Origin of the sequence: Brucella sp. JSBI001 (assembly GCF_026014005.1) — a bacterium.
In the GTDB taxonomy this organism is placed as follows: Bacteria; Pseudomonadota; Alphaproteobacteria; order Rhizobiales; family Rhizobiaceae; genus Brucella; species Brucella anthropi.
In genome coordinates, this window is sequence record NZ_CP110339.1 from 1,717,963 (window position 1) to 1,740,183 (window position 22,221).

The following is a 22,221-nucleotide window of genomic DNA, read 5'->3' on the forward strand; positions in this document are numbered from 1 at the left end:
CGTCCGTTATCCGTCCATGTTAACCAGTTGTGCCGAAATGGCCGTGTCGATAGCCGCAAGGTCATCGGACGAAAGCCGGAGCCTTCCTGCCTGCGCATTGTCGAGCGCCTGCGCTGGATTTCTCGCCCCGCAAAGTGCGAAGGTCACTCCCGGCTGCGCCAGCGTCCAAGCAATCACGATCTGGGCTATCGTCGCGCCATGGCGATCGGCGACCGGCTTTATAGCCGTCGCAAAATCCTTTGCCTTCTGCCGGTTGGCAACGGAAAAGCGTGGATTGTCCTTGCGTTGATCGTCCCCGGAAAACACACGTTCCGGTCCGATCATGCCAGACAGAAGACCAAGCGCGAGTGAGGAATAGCTCAACGTCGATACATTGTTTGCAGTGGTAAGCGGCAGCAAGTCTTGCTCGATCTCCCGATCGATCATGCTGAACCGCTCCTGGATCGCATCGAGCGCGCCAGTCTGGACATAGTGCTCCAGTTCCGACCGATTGACGTTGCTGGCACCAACAGCCCGGATTTTGCCTGCCTGTTTCAGGTCATCAAGCGCCGCGACGGTCTCTTCGATTGGTGTCGTCGGGTCCTGCCAATGAGTGATGTAAAGATCGATATAATCGGTACCAAGGCGGCGCAAACTTTCTTCCACCTCGTGGATGATCGCATCCCGCCCCAGATAGCGATGGACTGGCTTTCCATCCTGATCGAAGAAGTGCTTACCTTTCCGGGTATGCCAGACGAGGCCGCATTTGGTCGCGATCACCGCCTTGTCGCGGCATCCGGCAATTGCCTTGCCGACAATTTCCTCAGATCGTCCGAGGCCGTAGGCCGGCGCCGTATCGATCAGCGTCACGCCAGCATCCAGCGATGCCTGGATAGCTGCGATGGATTGGGCTTCATCCGTTCCGCCCCACATCCAGCCGCCTATAGCCCATGTACCGAGACCGACTGCGGACGCCCTGACGCCGGAGCGCCCGATTTCGCGGATCAACTGTTCGCCGCTCATGCGAAATATCCTTCTTGGGATGCAAGTTCGAGAATGCGGGCGCCAGTCGCTTCGTCGGTGACGAGCGTATCGAGATGATTGCCGCGAAGAACACTCAGGATAGATTCGGCCTTGTTCAATCCGCTGGCGACACCGATCTTCGTCGGGATGTGCGCAAACTCATTCAGCGTAAGCGAGACCAGCGCACGATTGAGGCTATAGTTGCAAATCCGTCCCTCCACATCGAGCAGATGGGCGAGAAGTTCCGCACTGGCACCGGAATGCTCGATAGCCGTCCGGTCTTCACTCGACGACGGGTGCAGATCGTAATAGGTCGAATCCGTACTGACGATAGAGCCGATACCGACGATGGCCACCTTGGCCTCCCTCGCCCGTTGGAACACGTCAGCGACAGAGCGCATGTTCATCAGCATAGCGCGCTGCGCAGCATCATCTGCGAACAAGGGCGCATGTATCTGATAGGAATGCCCTCCGAGTTTTTCGGCCATCAAGGTCGAGACGTGATTGACGTCAGTATAGTGCTTTCCCTGCACACAGCCCGTTGCTGGAATAACCTCGACATCGAAACGGCGTGGGCTCTGAATTCCAGCGACCACGGAACTCACGCCCTTTCCGCCAGTGATGCAGATCGTGTCACCATCGGCGATTTCTTCAAGAAGCAGGCGGGCAGCGGCTTCCCCCACCGCCAGCAAAGCCGTTTGCGGGTTGTCGGATGCGGTCGGCACAACAATGGCGCGGCTAATGCCACCAAGCGCCAGTAATCGTTCTTCCAGATCGATAAGAGGCTCAACCGGCGACTTGATCTTGATTTCTACAAGGCCAAGCTGGCGGCCGCGTTTGATGAGCCGGTTGACAGTTGCGTGAGAAATCCCGAGCTGGTCCGCAATCTGCGCCTGCGTCAACCCTTCCAGAAAATGCAGGACGAGAGCCTGATGCATCTGGCGGGCAACGACGATTTCCTCACGTGGCGCTGTTGTTCTTGGTTTCAGTTTAGCAATGGGCATATCAGGACGCCTTCCGCTTGTGCAGGAAATGGTCGATCGAAACAGCGGCAAGAAGAATGCAGCCCTTGATCATGTCCTGCCAGTACACCGAAACATTGAGAAGGATCAGCGAGGATGTGACCAGCGAAAGCAGAGCCATGCCGAGAATAGCGCCAAGGATAGTACCTGAACCGCCGCTGAGCGATGCACCGCCGATGACTGCGGCAGCGATAATATTCAGCTCCATGCCAACACCAAAAGTAGGCGTAGCAGCACCGAAGCGGGACATATAAATGACGCCCGCAACACCGGCGAGCGTCGAGCACAACACAGTAACCCAGAATTTGACCTGGTTCGTCTTTATGCCTGAATAGAGCGCCGCTTTCTCATTGCTGCCGGTATAGAACACCTTGCGAAAGGCCGTGGCGCGACGGAGCAGGAAGTCGAACAGAATGACGACGGCGACGAAAATCAAAATGACATAGGGGATGCCATAGAATGTGCCCTGCCCCACCGCTTTGAAGCTTGGCGGCAGCGTGAAAAGCGACAGCGGCGTTCCTTTGGTGATGATAAGGCAGAGGCCACGCACAATTACCATGGCTGCCAGCGACGTGATGAAATGGTTGAGGCCAACGACGGTTACGAAGAATCCCATAATGCCGCCGATGGCTGCGCTCGCCGCAATGCCTACAAGCGAAGCCGTCCATGGATCGAGCCCAGCCAGAAAGAGTGCGCCGGAAAGGACCATGGAGAAACAGACCACCGAGCCCACCGAAAGGTCGATGCCCCCGACAATCAACAGGATCGTCATCCCCACCACGACGATGCCTTCCACCGAGAAACTCATCAACATCGCACGAAAATTGCCGAGCGTCAGAAAATGCGGCGACGCAAAACTCATCACCACGGCCAATGCCAGAATGATCGCAATCAAACCGGCTTCACGCATGGTTCCTATGCGCCTTATCGACGAATTTTTTGGCGCAGCCGCTGCCATTGTGTCGATTGCCATTTCACCCTCTCCCATTTTCTTTTCATGCGGCATGATGCGATGCCCGTTCCGCGCCAACGCCTGAAGCAAGAAGGATCACTGCCTCTTCCGACATGGTGTCCGCAGAAAGCTCTCCCGCGATGTGCCCTTCCCGAACGACGAGCACGCGGTCAGCAAGACCAAGCAGTTCCGGCATTTCCGACGAGATGACGATGATGCCAATACCGGAACGCGCAAGCTCCCGCAGCAGGCGATGAATTTCCGCCTTTGCGCCGACATCAATGCCCCGTGTCGGTTCATCCATCAGAATGACTTTGGGCTTTACCGCCAGTTGCTTGGCGATTGCCACTTTCTGCTGATTGCCGCCTGAAAGTGATTTCACAGGCGCTTCGATGCCACCCATGCGCACGGAAAGCCGTTTCGCAAAATCCTCTGCAAGTGCAGCCTCGGCTCGACCGTTCAGAAGTCCGGCGGCATTGGTCAATGATTTCAGGTCCAGCACGGAAATATTCTGCGCGATGGACATCTCCAGGAATACGCCAGAACCTTTGCGGTCTTCTGAAAGATAAACAATGCCGGCCTTGGCTGCGTCGGAATATGAACTGATCTTCTGTGTCTTGCCATGGAGGCGAACTATTCCCGCAGTGCGTGGACGAAGGCCGCAGATACCTTCGGCAATCTCCGTTCGCCCCGATCCGATAAGGCCACCGACACCAAGAATTTCACCTTTGCGAACGGCAAAGCTTACTTCATTAAAGCGCACGCCATCGCCAATACCGTCGACTTCGAGAATAATTTCGCCTGCCGCCTCGTGTGATCCAAGCTTATCTGGGTAGAGCTGCGTGATCTCTCGTCCTACCATCGACGCACCACATCGTCGGGTTTCACATCTGCAATGCGATCGGTGCATACATAACGACCATCGCGGAAAACTGTCACCCGGTCGCAGAGGCTGAAAATCTCGGCCATACGATGACTGATATAGATGATGGAAATGCCATTCGCCTTTAGATCACGGATAATCGAAAAGAGCTGCTGTGCCTCGGTTTCGGTGAGCGCAGCCGTCGGTTCATCCAGAATCAACACACGGCAGTCGAGTGTCAGCGCTTTGGCGATCTCCACGAGCTGCTGGCTAGAAATCGGCAAGTTGGCGACCTTCTGCCGAACATCGATAGCCGCCAGGCGGTTCATCACGATCTGCGCATCACGTTCCAGCGCGCGGTAATTCATGAACGGCGAACGACGGCGATTGGTCGTCGCCATAAACATGTTTTCGGCCACTGTAGCGTCCGGACAAAGCGCTATTTCCTGATGCACCAGACCGATACCAAGCGATTGCGCCACGGCGGGGGAGGCAATGTGAACGGTTTTGCCGTCAATGCGTATCTCACCTTCAGTCGGCTGCAAAACGCCAGCGATAATGCTCATCAGTGTCGATTTACCAGCACCGTTCTCGCCGCAGAGCGCATGGACCTCACCACGTTCAAGCCTGAAATCCACTTGCGTCAGCGCCTTCACCGCTCCGAAATGCTTGGTTACACCGTGGATGGTAAGCACCGGTTCAGCCATCTTTTTCCTCCCTCTCCATTCCAACCATCCGCACCACAGGGCGCGGATGGCTTCTTGAACGGAGCCTATTCCTCAATGCCCTTAGTACCGCGACGCTTCAGATATTTGTCCCAATAGAAGTCGTCCGCGTTTTCTGCGGTCACAATCGAGAGGCCATTATCGACAACGGGAATGCTCATCGGGTTGAAGCCGGAACGCTTGGCGTCATTCATCGGGTCGATCAGTTCCGGATGCTTGGCAAGCCACAGCAGCATGAAGCCCATATAGCCCTGCATGCCCTGGTTCGGATTGATCGAACCGAAGACTTCACCAGCCTTGATCATGTCGAGGATGTTGGCGTTGACGTCGGCACACATGACGAGAACCTTGCCACCAGCTTCTTTGTTCGCCTGCGCAGCCCCAATTGCGGAGTTGGCCTCCGGCATGAAAACCGCACCGAGGTTCGGATTGGCTTGAATGAGGCTCGACAGCCCCTGATACGCTTTCGTCGGGTCCTGATTGGAAGCAGCACGACCAACCAGCATCATGTCAGGCCACTTCTCTTCCATGCGGGCGATGAAAGCTGCAATGCGCTTGTCGTGATTATCCTGTCCCGGATTTTCAAGAACAGCATATTCGCCCTTGCCGCCCATTTTCTGGGCGATGGCATCGGCCGCATAGGTGCCTTCTCGTGTGTTGTCCGAGGTGATGAAGGACACACGCTTCGACAACGGAGAATCTGCTGCAAATGTGACGACCGCCGTACCCTGATCGATCGCCCGGTTGATGGGCTCGATGAACGGGTCGGAGTTCATCGGATGAACAAGAATACCAGCTGGATTCTGCGCCAACGCCTGATCGAACGTGGCGATCTGCTTGTTCACGTCATATTCCGGTGTGCCAGTATATTCCGTCTCGCAGCCGAACTGCTGGCCAGCCTGCTTGAACATTTCATAGACGGGAAACCAGTATTCAACGCCAGAAACCATGACGTTCATCACATATTTTTCGCCCGGTTTACAGCGGAACGGATTCTCGGTCTCGGCTGCCGTTGCGGAACCGGCCAGAAGCGTTGCCGCAAGAACCGCCATTGCGGTCGTGCTCAGAAATTTGCGCAAGTGTCCTCCTCGAGGCCAAAGCCCCTCCCAAACGCGCGGAAAGCGTCCCAAAAAACGCCGTTGATCTTTATGAAGACCGGCCCTCCTCCTCGAAGACCGGTATTGATAGCTAATCGCAAAGAAATGCGACTGTCAATATAATTCAGTATATGAAATATATTTCACACTATTTGTTCATTTCGCTTATAGTCAAGCTGGATCGGTGGCGAAGCGCATATTTGGTCGATGAAATTTTTGACACTGACCGCGTATTCCTTACTTCTGAAAATGGCGGCCACTTCCGACATGATCGGCTTTCCGATTATTGGACGGAAAACCGTATTGGGCATGTGCACGACGTTTCTCACCACGCCCGGTATGACTGATATACCGGCACCCAGCGACACCTGTGTCAGAACAGCAAGAAGACCGCCCGGCTTTGCAATAATCCTCGGAGTGAAACCTCCTCGTTTCGCGACTTCATATGTGCCCGCCTCCTGTTCCGGCAGAATAAACCGGCTTTCCGCAAGAAAAGCGTACTGGTCCTCCACCTCAGCAACCGCAAGCCGATGGTCAGAGGGCAGCGCCAGACAAAAATAGTCTCGTAGCAAAACATGGGCGCTGAGTGACGGTGGGAGCGTCATCGGCATACGGACGAAGCCAATGTCGAGATGCCCGCCTTCAATGAGCTTCGGTAGATCCTCCATCGGAAATTCGCGCGAATGAAGCTCCACTTGGGGCCAATCATGCGAGAAACGACTGATTTGCATCTGCAAGGCTCCGGCATAAGCCGCCGAGCCGACATAGCCAATTTCGATCCGCCCGATCTCCCCTCGTCCAGCTCTGCGGCCGACACTTTCCGCCTTATTGAATTGATCCAGCACCAATCTCGCTTCCTTCAGAAACACCTCACCCGCGGGAGTGATTGCGACTGAGCGTTTGGTTCTGAAGAAAAGTTTCGTACCGAGCCGCCGCTCGATTTCCTGTATCTGAACCGTGAGCGTCGGAGCCGCAATGTTCAACCGTTCTGCCGCTCTGGAAAAATGAAGCTCCTCAGCGAGTGTCAAAAAATAACGAAGATGCCTGAGGTCCATGAGTGGCTCCAATAATTAGGTAAAAACTAATATTATCTCAAAACACCACGAATGAAAGAAATTCAAACATCCTGTTTATTGGCACCTCAAATGTAATGAAGGAAGTCCAATGTCCGCCCATTCTGTCAGAATCATCGCCTCGTTGACCGCAACGATGACCCTCGCCGCAGCCTTCCCGGCATTGGCAATCGAATTGCCGACAAAGCCTTATCTTACCCTTGAAGCTGCCCGCTCCGTCGTAGCTGCTGCCGAAAAAGAAGCGACAGCGAACGGCTGGCCCTGCGTGATCTCAGTCGTCGATGCAGAAGGTCTGCCGATCCTCACGATACGCATGGACAACGCGTCAGTACCCGCTGGCGTCGAGCTCGCGCCCGGCAAAGCTCGCACAGCCGCGCTTTTCCGTCGGGAAAGCGGTGCTCTCGAGGATGCTATCAACGGGGCACGCCCTGCCGCTATCACGGCGCGCGGTTTCGTGCTCATGCGCGGAGGAGTTCCAATCACGGTGAATGGTACGATTGTTGGCGCCATTGGCGTATCAGCCGACACACCCGATCATGACCAGCAGATTGCGAAGGCTGGTGCGGCAGCATTGACAACCAAATGACAACCGTCCTCGCATCCGCGCCGCGCGTTACCAATTCAACTTTCATTTTGCTGACAGCCTCGACCGGTTGCGCAATGACCGTGCTGGACACAAATGTTGTCGCGATGGTCCTACCGACCATTGCACGGGAATTTTCGGCAAGTTTTGCTGACGTAGAGTGGGTCATCAGCACTTATGTCCTTTGCTTCGCGTCGCTGCTCTTGCCAGCTGGCGCTCTAGCCGACCGGTTCGGGCGTCGCACTGTTTTTCTGATTGGAATTGGTGCGTTCGCATTCTCATCCTGGCTTTGTGGTGTAGCAGATTCAGCCACTTCACTTTACCTTGCTCGCGCGTTGCAAGGCGCCGGTGCCGCCTTCCAGCTCGCGCCTGCGCTCGCAATCATTGGCCATACGTTCCATCGCGATGAGGAACGTAACCGTGCATGGTCAATCTGGGGCGGCATCATGGGCCTGACCATGGTGCTGTCACCGATTATCGGAGGCCTTATCGCCCATAGTCTCGGCTGGCGTTGGGCATTCTACATAAACATACCTATCGGCATTGTGTTGGCACTAGCTACGCTGCGTTCGATCACCGATTCAAAAGATGAAAATGCGCGGCGCGTTGATCCAATCGGCATCGTTGCATTTGCGAGTACAATGTTCGGCCTCACATGGGGACTTATCAATGGACAGGCACATGGCTGGACCTCTTCAACCGCGATTGCAGGATTTGTCGGCGGCTTGGCCGGTCTGGCTATTTTCTTGGTTGCGGAGACTGTCCAGCAGCGTCCGATGCTCGATCTCAGCCTATTTCGCAATCCTCGCTTTATAGGCGGGGTTTGGGCGATGTTTGCCTATGCAGCCTGCGCTCAAGTGATGGCGTCCATGCTGCCGCTATTCCTTCAAAACGGCTTCGGTCAGCCGCCATTGCAAGCTGGTTTTGCCATGCTTCCATTTGCAAGCGCGATGCTGATCTTCCCCAATGTCGGGCGTTTTCTCGGAAAGAGAATGTCGTCACGGGAAATTCTGTCCTTTGGACTCATGATCGTGGGTATCGGTAGTCTTGTGACAAGCTTCGGCGCACATTCCGGCGCCTGGTCTATCGTTATGTCCGGTATGTTTCTGATTGGGAGCGGTGGCGGCTTGCTGAATGGTGAAACCCAGAAAGCGATCATGAGTACCGTTGCACGCGACCGTGCCGGGATGGCATCGGGCATCAGCACGACTGCCCGATTTACCGGCATTCTGTTGGGCTTCGCGGTCCTGAGCGGAGTGCTGGCAAGTGCTGTTCGGACTCACTTAATGCAAACGGGCTGCAACGATCCGACATGCAGTGAAAATTTTGCTGACGCGATAGTCGCGGGCGACTTGCCTAACGCACTTGGTATGGTCGCACCTTCAGCGAGGATTGCCGCAACCGAACTTGCCATGCGAGGTTATTCTGCCGGCTTCTCGGTTGCAATTCTGGTTTCTGCAATCGTGGCCATCGCCTCCTCGCTTTTGGTCTACTGCCTGATGAAACGACAATAGCTTTCAGTCACGAAGCTCTATTCTTTCTTGTAAAGCGTGCGCGACCGCTCAAGATGTCGGAGCATGGCAGCCTCGGCGCGGTCCGCATCCTTAGCCGACAAGCAATCCAATATTTCCTCGTGTTCAACGAGGGTATATTTCTCTTTGCCAGTCCAGATAAGCATATGGGTGTGATACTCTTTCAGCCAAGCGAGCATAGCTTCGCTTACTGCGACCAATATTGGATTACCAGCAATTCTAGCTATCCGGACATGAAACTCCATATCGGCAGCGATGAATGCGTCTGCATCACCGAGCGATTTCCGCTGCCGTTCGATGATCTCCCGCAGCTCGGCGATATCATCATCCGTTGTCTTCTGTGCAATCTCGCGAACAATACCGCGCTCGAAGAAAATTCGCGCGCTCTTCAAATCTTCCAGCGTGTCCATTGATTGCGCAATCATGATCTTCGCAGTCGGATCCACTTGCTGAAAAATCGACTTTGCCGTCAACTTCAAAACCTTGGCACGCTCACCATGCGAGATGCTGACCAGTCCCATCTTGGCAAGTGACTGCATCGCCTCGCGGATCGCGGGACGTCCGACGCCAAAACGCTCCATCAGAACACGCTCGGACGGCATCTCATCGCCCGGCGTCAATTCACCGGAAGTAATCATGTTTTCGAGCCGGTCGAAAACTTCGTCGGATAGTTTGCGGCGAATGATGGGTTCAATAGCTTGGGTCATTGCGTCTCACTGCTCATGAGCTTTTCTCCCTTATGCATCTTCAAATGCTCTGAGGAAAGCCGTTACCCACACTCTCGTGACCGGTTAACAATTTTCCGCTTGCAGACATTGGAATACTCATTATACCAGTTCGCACTCAAACACCATGCGCTTATTGCAGGCGCAACGAAAACCGTGAGTGACGACAATTCCGATGAACATATGTTTGACCTATCGCATTGAGACCACCGGCAGCATCGAACAGATGGCGGCCAAGATCGCGAGCGATCAGTCAACCGGCACTTTCGTCGCCGTTCCGGGTGAGACGGAAGAACTGAAGGCGCGCGTCGCAGCACGCGTGTTCGAAATTCGCCCACTTGAAGACGCAACGGTGCCTGCATGGCCGGAGCTTGAGCCAGGTCACGGGCCGATCAGGCGCGCCGATGTCGATATTGCCTTTCCGCTTGATGCTATCGGTACTGATCTTGCAGCACTGATGACGATTGCCGTCGGCGGCGTCTATTCGATCAAGGGCATGACAGGCATCCGCGTTGTCGACATGAAGCTGCCGGAAGCCTTCAAAGGCGCGCATCCCGGCCCACAATTCGGCATTGCCGGAAGCCGTCGTCTGACAGGCGTTGAAAAGCGTCCGATCATCGGCACCATCGTCAAGCCAGCACTCGGTCTGCGTCCACATGAGACAGCAGAACTCGTAGGCGAACTGATTGAGTCTGGCGTCGATTTCATCAAGGACGATGAAAAACTGATGAGTCCGGCCTACTCGCCGCTTAAAGAGCGCATCGCCGCGATCGTGCCGCGTATTCTCGATCACGAACAGAAGACCGGCAAAAAGGTGATGTATGCTTTCGGCATCTCCCATGCTGATCCCGACGTCATGATGCGCAACCACGACATGGTGCTGAAAGCTGGCGGCAATTGCGCCGTGGTCAACATCAACTCGGTTGGCTTTGGGGGCATGAGCTTCTTGCGCAAGCGCTCGGGCCTCGTGCTTCATGCCCATCGCAACGGTTGGGACATCCTGACCCGCAACCCAGGCGCAGGCATGGATTTCCGCGTTTATCAGCAGTTCTGGCGGCTGCTCGGCGTCGATCAGTTCCAGATCAACGGCATCCGCGTCAAATATTGGGAGCCAGACGAAAGTTTCGTCAATTCGTTCAAGGCCGTCAGCACGCCCCTGTTTGATCCGTCCGATTGCCCGCTTCCTGTCGCCGGTTCCGGGCAATGGGGTGGACAGGCACCGGAAACCTATGAGCGCACGGGCCGCACGACAGACCTGCTTTATCTGTGCGGCGGCGGCATTGTCAGCCATCCGGGTGGCCCGGCTGCCGGTGTTCGCGCTGTGCAGCAAGCATGGGAAGCAGCAGTTGCGGGTATCCCGCTTGAAACTTACGCAGTAGATCACCCCGAACTTGCAGCCTCGCTCGCAAAATTCGGGAAAGGTGGCGAGTAATGTCACAGGCTTCCAACGAATTACTGCTGTCTTACTACGGCGATGATCTGACCGGCTCGACCGATGTTATGGAAGCCATGGCTTCCAACGGCGTCGACACTGTACTGTTCATGAATGTGCCGGATGAAGAACTTCTTTCGCGCTTCTCGCACTGCAAGGCTATCGGTCTTGCAGGCACCAGCCGCAGCGAAACGCCTGAATGGATGCAGGAAAATCTCACGCCAGCGTTCAACTGGCTTAAAAGCCTGAATACTGCGATTGCGCATTACAAAGTCTGCTCAACATTCGATTCCGCACCTCATGTCGGCAATATCGGTAAGGCCGTGGAAATCGGCAAAGCGATCTTTAATCAGGCCTATGTGCCGTTGATTGTCGGTGCGCCGCAGCTCAAGCGTTACACATCTTTCGGCAATCTGTTCGCCGCCTATCAGGGCGAAACCTATCGTATCGACCGCCATCCCGTCATGAGCCGCCATCCGGTCACGCCCATGCATGAAGCAGACCTGCGCATGCATCTGGCTAAGCAGACCGCACTGAAAACGGTGCTTGCTGATCTCGTAGCGCTTTCAGCCGCAGATGCAAATGACTGCATAAACGCGATTGTCAAAAATGCGGACGGCATGTTGCTGTTCGACGTCGACAGCCATGAAAGCCAGTTGCAGGCAGGCGAGCAGCTCTGGCGTTTGCGTTCCCGCGACGGCTGGTTTGTCGCTGGTTCGTCGGGCGTTGAATATGCGCTTCTGGCCGCTTGGGCCAAGGCCGGACTGATTGGCGCTAAAAAGGAATTTCCGCTTCCCGGCAAGGCTGACCGCATCGCGGTCGTTTCAGGAAGCGTCTCACCGACGACAGAACGTCAGATTCGTCACGCGACCGCGTCAGGCTTTACCGGCATTGATCTCAACCCACTCGATCTTCTGGGTGAGAATGGCAATCAGGCAATCGAAGCTGCCATTGCTGACGGCCAGAAAGCGCTCCAGCAGGGCAACAGCGTTATCCTCAACACCGCCCTTGGTCCGTCGGCTGACCGAGGTACAGAAATCGATAAGATTGCAGGCAGCCGCCACAAGCTGGCCCGCAGCCTCGGCTTCATCCTCCGCAGCCTTGTCGAGCGCGAAAGTCTTACCCGCGCAGTCATTGCAGGCGGCGACACTTCCAGCCACGCATTGCGTGAATTGCATGTCGATGCACTCACCACGCTTTTGCCGCTTCCACAAACTCCGGGGTCGCCGCTTTGCACGGCACACGGCGCTCACGCCGCCACCAACTGCCTCCAGATTGCCCTCAAGGGCGGTCAGGTCGGTTCTGACGGTTATTTCAGTCAGATTCGCGACGGCCTGACCGCTTGAATCTGGAATACTCATTGACTGGTTATACCAGCTACGCTACCAAAAGTCTGGGAAGGAACTACAATCATGACAGCTATCGCTTTGTTCGGAGCGGGCGGCAAGATGGGCTACCGTCTGGCCAAGAACCTCAAAGGTTCGCGCTTTGACGTCCGTCACATCGAAGTCAGCGACGCAGGCAAGGCACGCCTGAAGAACGACCTCGGCATCGACACCATCGATGTTGATGCGGGTCTTGAAGGCGCAGAAGTCGTCATTCTGGCTGTGCCGGATACCATCATCGGTAAAGTTGCTTCATCCATCGTTGACAAGCTGAAGCCGGGCACGATGGTTGTTGCACTCGACGCAGCCGCGCCATTTGCCGGCCATCTGCCAGAACGTGCAGACCTCACCTATTTCGTGACCCATCCTTGCCATCCGCCGATCTTCAACGACGAAACGGATATGCAAGCAAAGAAGGACCACTTCGGCGGTCTGTTTGCAAAGCAGCACATCGTTTCGGCTCTGATGCAGGGACCGGAAGAAGCTTATGCACTGGGCGAAGAAATCGCCAAGGTCATCTGGGCACCAGTGATGCGCTCGCATCGCGTAACCGTTGAGCAACTCGCAATCCTCGAACCGGGTCTTTCGGAAACCGTTGCAGCTTCGCTTCTCGTTGTCATGAAGCAGGCCATGGATGAAACCGTTCGTCGCGGCGTTCCTGAAGAAGCAGCGCGCGACTTCCTGCTCGGCCACATGAATGTTCTCGGCGCCGTCATCTTTGGCGAAGTCCAGGGCGTATTCTCCGATGCCTGCAACAAGGCAATCGAATTCGGCATTCCTGCGCTGATGCGCGACGACTGGAAAAACGTTTTCGAACCGGAAGAAATCGCAGAAAGCATCCGTCGCATTACGTGACGTTATCCGGGAGGGCGTAATGCGCCTTCCCCTTTTTTACCGCCTCTTGGGAAACGGGGCTTGATTTGGGAGGAAAATATGAAGTTTACACGCAGGACAATTGCGCGCGGTTTTGCGATTGCAGCCATCTCGGCAACATTGGCAGGCGGTGTTGTCATGCCAGCATGGGCCGCTGATCTGATCGCAATCATCACACCATCGCACGACAATCCATTCTACAAAGCTGAAGCCGTGGGCGCTGAAGCCAAAGCCAAGGAACTCGGCTACGAAACACTGATCCTTCAGCATGACGACGATCCAACCAAGCAGTCGCAGCTTGTCGATACGGCCATCGGTCGTGGCGCAAAGGCAATCATCCTCGACAATGCTGGCTCGGAAGCATCGATTGCCGCCGTTCAGAAGGCCAAGGATGCCAAAGTCCCTTCATTCCTGATCGACCGTGAAATCAATGCCTCAGGCGTTGCAGTGTCGCAGATTGTTTCCAACAACTATCAGGGCGCACAGCTCGGTGCGGAAGAATTCGTGAAGCTAATGGGCGAAGCTGGCAATTATGTCGAGCTGCTCGGCCGTGAATCCGACCTCAACGCTGGCACCCGCTCCAAGGGCTATCACGACGTCATCGATGAATATCCAGACATGAAGATGGTTGCGCAGCAGTCGGCCAACTGGAGCCAGACCGAAGCCTTCTCCAAAATGCAGAGCATTTTGCAGGCAAATCCTGACATCAAAGGTGTGATTTCCGGCAACGACACCATGGCCATGGGTGCGTGGGCAGCGCTTGAAGCTGCAGGCCGCAAGGACGTCATCGTTGTCGGCTTCGACGGCTCCAACGATGTCCGCGACTCCATCAAGGCCGGTGGCATCAAGGCAACGGTTCTTCAGCCAGCCTATGCTCAGGCACAGATGGCTGTCGTTCAGGCTGACGAATTCATCAAGACCGGTAAGGGCCCTGCTGAAGAAAAGCAGCTGATGGACTGCGTCCTCATCAATCCTGACAACGCAGACAAGCTCGAAACTTTCGCATTGAAGGACTAACTCCCAAGGCTTGCGACATCGGGAGCGCCGACAAATATTAGCGCTCCCGAAATGCTCCTAATACCGAGGATAAATTCATGTCAGTGCTGAAGTCAGCTTCCATTATCCTGCTGGCCTGCGGTGTCGCGCTTTCGGGTTGCAAAATCATCAAGACGCCGACAGCAGACGAAGCCGCAGAAGCACGCGGCGATAATTTCAATCCCGATCGTTCGGTTGCCGACATCTGGGATTCAAAAGTTAAGCCGTTTTTTGCCGAGAAAACTGCAACGCTCGATGAAGTGATGCAGGCTGCAAATACAGATGCGGATGCAGCCGGAGCGAAATACGGTCATCGCGAAAAGCAGGGCAATGCCCCCTGGACCTTTGCAGCCAAGCTTGAAGGCACAGTGGTCGCCGCTGAAACAAAGTCGCGCGCAGCCTATGTTGATGTCGACAGCAATGGCGATGGCAAGGCCGATGCACGCGTGCAGATCGGGCCGACCGTTCGCGGCAGCGCAATCCGTGACAGCCTGTCCTTTGTGAACTTCAACGAGTTCCGCAACCAGATCGACTGGGCGCAATTTGGCAAGGCTTTCAACACCCGCGTCAATGATGACGTATTGTCCAAGCTGCCACGCGAAGAACTCATTGGCATGAAGGTGAAGGCCGAAGGTGCTTTCCCGTTGCCATCGAAGGGCCAGCTTCCTCTTGTGACGCCTGTTTCCATCTCTCTGGAGAAATAAGCCATGGAGACGGAGTTGAACGAGAAAAACGATATCGTCCTCAAGCTTGAGGATGTTTCCAAGGTCTATTCAGGCATTGTCGCGGTCAAGCGCGCCAATCTTGAATTGCGCCGTGGTTCGGTCAATGTGCTTGTCGGCGAAAACGGTGCTGGCAAGTCAACGCTGATGAAGATCATCGCGGGCGTTGAGCGTCCGACCATAGGGAAGATTATTCTCGATGGCGAGGACGTGTCATTCGACAGCCCTGCCGACGCGCAGAAGCGCGGCATTGCGATGATCTTTCAGGAACTGAACCTGTTTTCAAACATGACGGTGGCCGAGAATATCTTTGCCACACGCGAAATCACACGCGGTTTGCGTGGTATTGATCACAAGGCGCAGGTCGTCAAGGCCAATGAATATCTCGACCGCCTTGACGCAGGCATCAGTGCAACTACGCTTGTCGCCGATCTGCCGATCGGTCAGCAGCAGCTTGTCGAAATCGCCAAGGCCATTTCGCTCGATGCACGCATCGTCATCATGGATGAACCAACATCGGCCCTTTCTGCCGCCGAAGTCGACATTCTGTTCAAGGTGATCGCCGAGCTGAAAAAGAAGGGCGTGGCAATCGTCTATATTTCGCATCGTCTCGAAGAACTGATGCGAATTGGCGATTACATCACGGTTCTGCGCGACGGAAAAATCACCGGCCAGGAAGAGATCAAAAATATCGATACGCAATGGATCGTGCGTTCGATGATCGGCTCCGATGCCAAGGATTTGCCAAGCCTGTTACCCACAAGATTGGCGCCGAACGGTTTCGTGCTGAAAACATCACCCTGCCCCGGGCAACCGGCGGGCTTGCAGTTGATGATGTCTCCCTGACCGTGCGCGCGGGCGAAGTTCTGGGCATTTACGGCCTTATGGGCGCGGGACGTTCCGAGTTTTTCGAGTGTGTGATGGGCCAGCATGGGCACTCCACCGGCCATATCTATATTGATGGCAGGCAAGTGAAGGAACGCGATACGACCCGTCGCATCCGGCGCGGCCTTGCCCTCATACCGGAAGATCGTCAGCGCGAAGGTCTGGTGCAGATTTTGTCGATTGCCAGCAATCTGACACTGGCAAGTCTCGACCGTCTGGCTCGCGTCTTCCACATCACGCCAAAGCGTGAAAAGCAGGCCATTCAACAGGCGATCAAAGACCTTTCGATCAAGGCACCAAACCCGGAATTCGAAGTCACTTCGATGTCAGGCGGCAATCAGCAAAAGGTCGTCATCGGCAAGGCGCTGATGACCAATCCAAAAGTTCTTCTGATGGACGAGCCATCGCGCGGCATCGATGTGGGTGCGAAGGCCGATGTCTTCCGCACCATGCGTAGGCTTGCTGCCGAAGGTCTATCCATTCTTTTTTCAACCTCTGATCTGGAAGAAGTCATGGCGCTCTCCGATCGCATCGCGGTGCTCAGCAATGGGAAGCTGATTGCCATATTCGACCGCGATAAAGCGACGGAAGCCGACATTGTTGCAGCATCGGCCAAGGGCCACGGTCACACACATGACAACGACCACAACAAACAAACAAGGGAACTCGCGTCATGACAGCCAACACGACGACGGCCGCCACTGACTCAACCTTTAACAGCGGCTCGGCCCTGCTGACGCTGATGAAACTGAGAACCTTCATCGCGCTTTTCGCGGTGTTCATCTTCTTCTCGTTCGCAGCACCAAACTTCCTTTCAGCCGCCAACCTGATACTGATGTCGAAGCACGTTGCGCTTAATGCATTTCTTGCAATGGGCATGACCTTCGTCATTATCACAGGCGGCATCGACCTTTCGGTCGGCTCCATTGTCGGGCTTTGCGGCATGGTTGCCGGTGGCCTTCTGATCTACGGTATCGATCTTGGCATCGGCTATACGATCTATTTCAACATCATCGAAATTTCGCTGATCACACTGGCTGTTGGTGTCGCAGTCGGTTTCATAAACGGGCTATTGATAACCAAACTGAATGTTGCGCCCTTCATCGCGACACTCGGCACGCTTTATGTGGCACGCGGTCTGGCTCTTCTGTCCTCGGACGGCCAGACCTTCCCGAACCTCGTGGGCCGTGAAGACCTGGGCACAACCGGCTTTGCCTTCCTCGGATCAGGCAGCATTCTCGGTCTTCCGGTCTCGATCTGGATTCTGATCGTCGTTGCACTGGCCGCAGCCTATATCGCGCGATACACGCCGCTTGGTCGCCAGATTTTCGCAGTCGGCGGCAATGAGCGTGCGGCACGCATGTCGGGTATCCGCGTCGACCGCGTAAAGATGTTCGTTTACATGTTTTCGGGCTTCTGCGCTGCGATCGCCGGGCTTATTATCTCGTCCGAACTGATGTCGTCGCATCCGGCAACAGGCAACTCATTCGAGCTGAACGCCATTGCGGCAGCCGTTCTCGGCGGTACTTCGATGTCGGGCGGGCGCGGCACCATTGGCGGCACAATCATCGGTGCATTCGTCATCGGTATTCTCTCCGACGGTCTGGTCATGATGGGCGTATCGTCCTTCTGGCAGATGGTCATCAAGGGCCTTGTCATCATCATCGCCGTGGTAGTTGATCAGGCACAGCGCCGCCTCCAGCAGCGCGTTACACTCATGCAAATGGCAAAAGCAGGATAAAAATGGCAGACTTGAATGGCGCTCTCATCGGTTGTGGTTTCTTCGCGATCAATCAGATGCACGCATGGAACGACGTTTCGGGTGCCAAAATTGTGGCGATCTGCGACCGCGATCCTGAGCGGTTGAAGATTGTCGGCGACCAGTTTGGCATCGAACGACGCTACACGGATGCTGAGGCGCTGTTTGCGGATGGCGGCATCGACTTTGTCGATATCGCCACCACGGTTTCAAGCCACCGCGCTCTGGTGGAACTTGCAGCCGCCCATAAGATGCCAGCAATCTGCCAGAAGCCCTTTGCCAAAACGCTTGATGATGCAAAGGCCATGGTGAAGATCTGCGGTGAAGCAGGCATTCCGCTCATGGTGCATGAAAACTTCCGCTGGCAGACACCTATTCAGGCTGTGCGTAAAGCGCTCGACAGCGGCGTCATCGGCACACCATTCTGGGGACGTTTCTCCTTCCGCTCGGGCTTTGATGTTTTCTCCGGCCAGCCTTATCTTGCGGAAGGCGAACGCTTCATCATCGAAGATTTAGGCATTCATACGCTTGATATTGCGCGCTTCATTCTGGGCGATGTGACCAGCCTTGTTGCACGCACCAAGCGTGTGAACCCGAAAATCAAGGGTGAAGATGTAGCAACCATTCTCATGGACCATGAAAATGGTGCTACTTCCATTGTCGACGTAAGCTATGCCACCAAGCTCGAAACCGATCCTTTCCCGGAAACACTCGTTGAACTTGATGGCGCCGAAGGCTCTATTCGTCTTTATCAGGGTTATCGCCTTGAAGTGATTACGCCGAACAGCACGACGGTTTCCGATGTTTCGCCAAAACTGCTCTCATGGGCCTCACGTCCATGGCACAATATTCAGGGAAGCGTTTTTGCCATTCAGCAGCATTGGGTGGACAAGCTGGAAACTCGCGAAGAAACCTCGACATCGGGTGCGGATAATCTCAAGACTTTCGCGCTTGTCGAAGCCGCCTATGACAGTGCCGCAAGCGGCAACCGCGTCGACATTACGGCGTTGCTCAAATGAGCAACGTCGATCCTTTCCTGCTCTATGGAACGCGTGAAGCCGAAGCTCAGCCGACGCATCTGAAAGCGGGCTTGCTTAGCCTGGATTTAAGCCACGGCAATCTTCGCACCATCAAATATGACGGCGTTGAGGTTCTGCGCGCCGTCTCCTATCTGGTGCGGGATCGCGACTGGGGAACCTATAACCCGGAAATCCATGATCTGAACGTCGAACAAAACGACACCGGCTTTACCGTCACCTATCAGGCGCGTTGCGAAGGCCCGGATGCAACCCAACTCATCATTGATGTTCGCATTCAGGCAGAGATTGGCGGCACGCTCACTTTCGACGCCGTAGCGAATACAACGACAGGCTTTGAAACCAACCGTTGCGGCTTTTGCATCCTGCATCCAATCGTCGGCGTGGCAGGCTCCCCTGTGAGGGTCGAGCATGTAGACGGCACACTCAACAAGACCCGCCTGCCCGATCTGATCGAACCGTGGCAGCCTTTCAAGGATATGCGTGCGATCACCCATGAGGCCATGCCCGGCGTTACGGTCGAATGCCGCATGGAAGGCGATACCTTTGAGATGGAGGATCAGCGCAACTGGTCCGACGCATCTTACAAGACCTATGTACGGCCCCTGGCTTTGCCATGGCCTTACCAGATCGAAGCCACCAAATCCCAGCATCAGCGCATCGTGCTCAACATTTCCGACACGCGCGCAGTGACACCAAATAACACCCGGTATGCAGAGCCGGTGAGCATCACGCTTGGTGACACAAGCGGCAGAATGCCGAATATCGGCATTATCATCACGCCGGAAGAAGCCAAAGCAAGCCTTGCTGCAATTGATCTGTTGCAGGAAATTGACCTGCAGGATTTGTTATTTCATTACGATCCACTGGCAGGGCACAAAGGTTCAGCCTTTGCCGACTTTGCAGCCATGGCTGCAAAGCACAGTGGCCGCGTTTCGCTCGAAATTGCATTGCCTTGTGAGAAATCGCTCATCGAAGAGACGACAGCAATCGCTTCTGACATGAACACGGCTGGCTTTACCCCAGATGCGGTCATTGTTTCACCGGCTATAGATCGGCAGTCGACACCGCCCGGCAGCGAATGGCCGCCCTGCCCGCCGCTTGAAGATGTCTATGCGGCAGCAAGAGCAGCCTTCCCGAATGTGCGGCTTGGCGGCGGAATGCTGAGCTATTTCACCGAGCTTAATCGCAAGCGCGTTCCGGGCGAGCTTGTTGATTTCGTCACCCATTGCACCAATCCAATTGTTCATGCCGCTGACGATCTAAGCGTCATACAAACACTGGAAGCTCTGCCTTTCATCACCCGTTCGGTGCGGGCTATCTACGGCGACAAGCCCTATCGCATCGGGCCGTCTACCATCCCGATGCGCCAGAATCCTTATGGCAGCAGAACGATGGAAAACCCGAATGGCAAGCGTATCGCTATGGCCAATCGCGATCCCCGCCACAATGGAAGATTCGCTGCGAGCTTCGCGATGGCCTATGCCATATCTGGGCTGAATGCTGGCCTCGATAGCCTGACACTTTCCGCCCTCACCGGGCCTTTCGGACTTACTGCAGGTGAAGGCGAACCGACACCCACAGGTGGGAAACGTCCACTCTTCACCACGATAAAAACATTGTCTCGGCTTGCAGGAAAAAAATGGCGGCAGCTTATTTCGTCGCGGCCTGACCACGTTCTGGCCTTTGCAACGGAGCAAGAATTCTGGCTGGTAAACATCACGTCACAGCCTCAGACTGTCAGCATCGCTCAGTTCGCCAAGATTGCTCTCGATCCCTACGCGGTCCAGAACTTGAAACGCTCATAGTTTTAATCGCGTCGTTGTTGTTCTGATCAGGAGCGGCCAACGCTGAGCTATAAAAATGATATGCCCGCCAGCAAGAACTGACGGGCATAAATCCAAGGGTTTTCGGCGATTTAAATCACATTTGGTGTGATAGGCGAACCCAAATCATTCCCACTCGATCGTGCCGGGCGGCTTTGACGTCACGTCATAAACAACACGATTGATGCCGCGTACCTCGTTGATGATGCGAGTTGCCGCATTGCCGAGGAAATTCATATCGTAGTGATAGAAATCAGCAGTCATGCCGTCCACCGATGTCACAGCACGCAGCGCACAGACGAATTCGTAGGTACGACCATCGCCCATCACACCGACGGTCTGGACTGGCAACAGAACGGCAAAAGCCTGCCAGATGGCATCATAGAGACCAGCCTTGCGGATTTCGTCCAGATAGATCGCGTCGGCTTCGCGCAGAATCTCGAGTTTCTCGCGCGTAATACCGCCCGGGCAGCGGATAGCGAGACCCGGTCCCGGGAACGGATGGCGGCCGATGAAGCTATCCGGCAGGCCGAGTTCCTTGCCGAGCAAGCGTACCTCGTCCTTGAACAGTTCACGCAGTGGTTCGACGAGCTGCATCTTCATGCGCTCCGGCAGACCACCTACATTGTGGTGCGACTTGATCGTGACAGAAGGACCGCCGGTAAACGAAACGCTTTCGATAACGTCCGGATAGAGCGTGCCCTGCACGAGGAAATCCGCACCGCCGAGCTTCTTTGCTTCTTCCTCGAACACTTCGATGAAGAGACGGCCAATCGTCTTGCGCTTCTTTTCAGGATCGGTTTCGCCTTCCAGCTCACCGATGAAACGATCAGCAGCATCAACGAGAATGAGTGGCAGGTTGTAATGTTCGCGGAACATTTCAACGACTTGGTTAGCTTCGCTTTTACGCATCAACCCGTGATCAACCAGAATACAGGTCAGCTGATCGCCGATGGCTTCATGCGCCAGGAGTGCTGCAACAGAAGAATCCACACCGCCGGAAAGCGCACAGATCACCTTGCCGCTACCAACCTGCTTGCGGATCGCCTCGACTGCCTGTTCGCGATAGGCGCCCATGGTCCAGCCCGGCTTCACACCGACGATACGATGAACGAAGTTCTGAAGAAGTTTTGCACCGTCCGGTGTATGCACGACTTCCGGGTGGAACTGCACGCCGTAATATTTGCGCTTCTCGTCAGCGATAGCCGCAAAAGGTGCGTTTGGCGAAGTGCCTATAATGGTAAAACCATCGGGCAGCGACGTAACACGGTCACCATGGCTCATCCAGACCTGATGACGGGTGCCCTTGGCCCAGATGCCTTCGAAGAGTGGGCTATCTTCCTGCACATCCAGGAAAGCACGACCGAATTCGCGATCATGGCCACTTTCGACCTTACCACCCAATTGGGCGCACATCGTTTGTTCGCCGTAGCAGATGCCGAGAACGGGAATGCCTTCCTCGAAAACGGCCTGCGGCGCTCGCGGCGACCCAATATCAGTCGTCGAATGGGGGCTGCCTGAAAGGATAACGCCTTTCGGCTTCAGCCGCTTGAAAGCCTCTTCCGCAGACTGGAAAGGGACGATTTCACAATAGACACTGGCTTCGCGCACGCGACGCGCAATCAGCTGCGTAACCTGGCTGCCAAAGTCGATGATTAGGATTGTGTCGGGATGTGCCGTGGTGCTCATGTGCA

Annotated in this window: 17 protein-coding genes and 3 pseudogenes; 11 read left to right on the top strand and 9 right to left on the bottom strand. The window is 55.2% G+C overall.

The window, feature by feature from the left end; genetic code table 11:
• Positions 1-6 precede the first annotated feature (6 nt).
• From LJ361_RS08170 to LJ361_RS08200, 7 genes and pseudogenes are all read right to left on the bottom strand, one after another.
• Positions 7-1,002 carry an aldo/keto reductase gene (locus LJ361_RS08170; protein ID WP_029927922.1) on the bottom strand — a complete coding sequence of 332 codons (996 nt, stop codon included), beginning with the start codon at positions 1,000-1,002 and terminating at the stop codon, positions 7-9.
• Entirely contained in the window at positions 999-2,006 is a 1,008-nt protein-coding gene (locus tag LJ361_RS08175; protein WP_264813286.1) for a sugar-binding transcriptional regulator, read from the bottom strand. Before LJ361_RS08175 ends, LJ361_RS08170 begins: the two co-directional genes overlap by 4 nt.
• Position 2,007: 1 nt before the next feature.
• The gene (locus LJ361_RS08180) at positions 2,008-2,997 is read right to left on the bottom strand and encodes an ABC transporter permease (RefSeq protein ID WP_181394251.1); all 990 of its coding nucleotides are present in this window, start codon (positions 2,995-2,997) and stop codon (positions 2,008-2,010) included.
• Positions 2,998-3,019: 22 nt separating this feature from the next.
• Positions 3,020-4,545 (bottom strand): annotated as a pseudogene (locus tag LJ361_RS08185) (sugar ABC transporter ATP-binding protein).
• Positions 4,546-4,610: 65 nt separating this feature from the next.
• A complete protein-coding gene (locus LJ361_RS08190; RefSeq protein ID WP_264813289.1) occupies positions 4,611-5,642 on the bottom strand; it encodes a substrate-binding domain-containing protein in 1,032 nt (343 codons plus the stop codon).
• Positions 5,643-5,803: 161 nt separating this feature from the next.
• Entirely contained in the window at positions 5,804-6,529 is a 726-nt protein-coding gene (locus LJ361_RS08195; RefSeq protein ID WP_264813584.1) for a LysR family substrate-binding domain-containing protein, read from the bottom strand.
• Between the two features lie 60 nt (positions 6,530-6,589).
• A pseudogene (locus LJ361_RS08200) lies at positions 6,590-6,715 on the bottom strand (LysR family transcriptional regulator); the annotation flags it as partial.
• Between the two features lie 109 nt (positions 6,716-6,824).
• Here LJ361_RS08200 and LJ361_RS08205 point away from each other — a divergent pair.
• Both LJ361_RS08205 and LJ361_RS08210 read left to right on the top strand, forming a co-directional pair.
• Entirely contained in the window at positions 6,825-7,319 is a 495-nt protein-coding gene (locus tag LJ361_RS08205; protein WP_029927934.1) for a GlcG/HbpS family heme-binding protein, read from the top strand.
• A complete protein-coding gene (locus tag LJ361_RS08210) occupies positions 7,316-8,830 on the top strand; it encodes an MFS transporter (protein ID WP_264813291.1) in 1,515 nt (504 codons plus the stop codon). The genes LJ361_RS08205 and LJ361_RS08210 overlap by 4 nt, the downstream gene beginning before the upstream one ends.
• A 17-nt stretch (positions 8,831-8,847) precedes the next feature.
• On the opposite strand, the gene LJ361_RS08215 is transcribed toward LJ361_RS08210, so the two are convergent.
• A complete protein-coding gene (locus tag LJ361_RS08215; RefSeq protein WP_151664151.1) occupies positions 8,848-9,555 on the bottom strand; it encodes a transcriptional regulator NanR in 708 nt (235 codons plus the stop codon).
• Between the two features lie 193 nt (positions 9,556-9,748).
• On the opposite strand from LJ361_RS08215, the gene oiaX reads away from it, so the two are divergent.
• From oiaX to LJ361_RS08260, 9 genes and pseudogenes are all read left to right on the top strand, one after another.
• On the top strand, positions 9,749-11,005 hold the full coding sequence (oiaX, locus tag LJ361_RS08220) for a 3-oxo-isoapionate-4-phosphate decarboxylase OiaX (RefSeq protein WP_264813294.1): 1,257 nt from the start codon (positions 9,749-9,751) through the stop codon (positions 11,003-11,005).
• A complete protein-coding gene (locus tag LJ361_RS08225) occupies positions 11,005-12,351 on the top strand; it encodes a four-carbon acid sugar kinase family protein (protein WP_029927940.1) in 1,347 nt (448 codons plus the stop codon). Before oiaX ends, LJ361_RS08225 begins: the two co-directional genes overlap by 1 nt.
• A 66-nt stretch (positions 12,352-12,417) precedes the next feature.
• Positions 12,418-13,245: a phosphogluconate dehydrogenase C-terminal domain-containing protein gene (locus LJ361_RS08230; RefSeq protein ID WP_010661029.1), complete on the top strand. Its 828-nt coding sequence runs from the start codon at positions 12,418-12,420 to the stop codon at positions 13,243-13,245.
• A 78-nt stretch (positions 13,246-13,323) separates the two neighbouring features.
• On the top strand, positions 13,324-14,280 hold the full coding sequence (locus LJ361_RS08235) for a D-ribose ABC transporter substrate-binding protein (protein ID WP_036578564.1): 957 nt from the start codon (positions 13,324-13,326) through the stop codon (positions 14,278-14,280).
• A 77-nt stretch (positions 14,281-14,357) separates the two neighbouring features.
• Entirely contained in the window at positions 14,358-15,002 is a 645-nt protein-coding gene (locus LJ361_RS08240; RefSeq protein ID WP_264813298.1) for a DUF2291 family protein, read from the top strand.
• Positions 15,003-15,005: 3 nt separating this feature from the next.
• Positions 15,006-16,582 (top strand): annotated as a pseudogene (locus LJ361_RS08245) (sugar ABC transporter ATP-binding protein).
• Positions 16,579-17,646, top strand: coding sequence for an ABC transporter permease (locus LJ361_RS08250; protein WP_010661025.1), 1,068 nt, complete (start codon positions 16,579-16,581; stop codon positions 17,644-17,646). The pseudogene LJ361_RS08245 and the gene LJ361_RS08250 overlap by 4 nt, the downstream one beginning before the upstream one ends.
• A gap of 2 nt (positions 17,647-17,648) precedes the next feature.
• Positions 17,649-18,683 (top strand): Gfo/Idh/MocA family protein, encoded by a 1,035-nt coding sequence (locus LJ361_RS08255; RefSeq protein WP_151615892.1) that lies wholly within the window; start codon positions 17,649-17,651, stop codon positions 18,681-18,683.
• Positions 18,680-20,509: a hypothetical protein gene (locus LJ361_RS08260; RefSeq protein WP_264813309.1), complete on the top strand. Its 1,830-nt coding sequence runs from the start codon at positions 18,680-18,682 to the stop codon at positions 20,507-20,509. The genes LJ361_RS08255 and LJ361_RS08260 overlap by 4 nt, the downstream gene beginning before the upstream one ends.
• Before the next feature lie 144 nt (positions 20,510-20,653).
• On the opposite strand, the gene guaA is transcribed toward LJ361_RS08260, so the two are convergent.
• Positions 20,654-22,216 carry a glutamine-hydrolyzing GMP synthase gene (gene guaA / locus LJ361_RS08265; protein WP_151615890.1) on the bottom strand — a complete coding sequence of 521 codons (1,563 nt, stop codon included), beginning with the start codon at positions 22,214-22,216 and terminating at the stop codon, positions 20,654-20,656.
• Between the last annotated feature and the right edge of the window lie 5 nt (positions 22,217-22,221).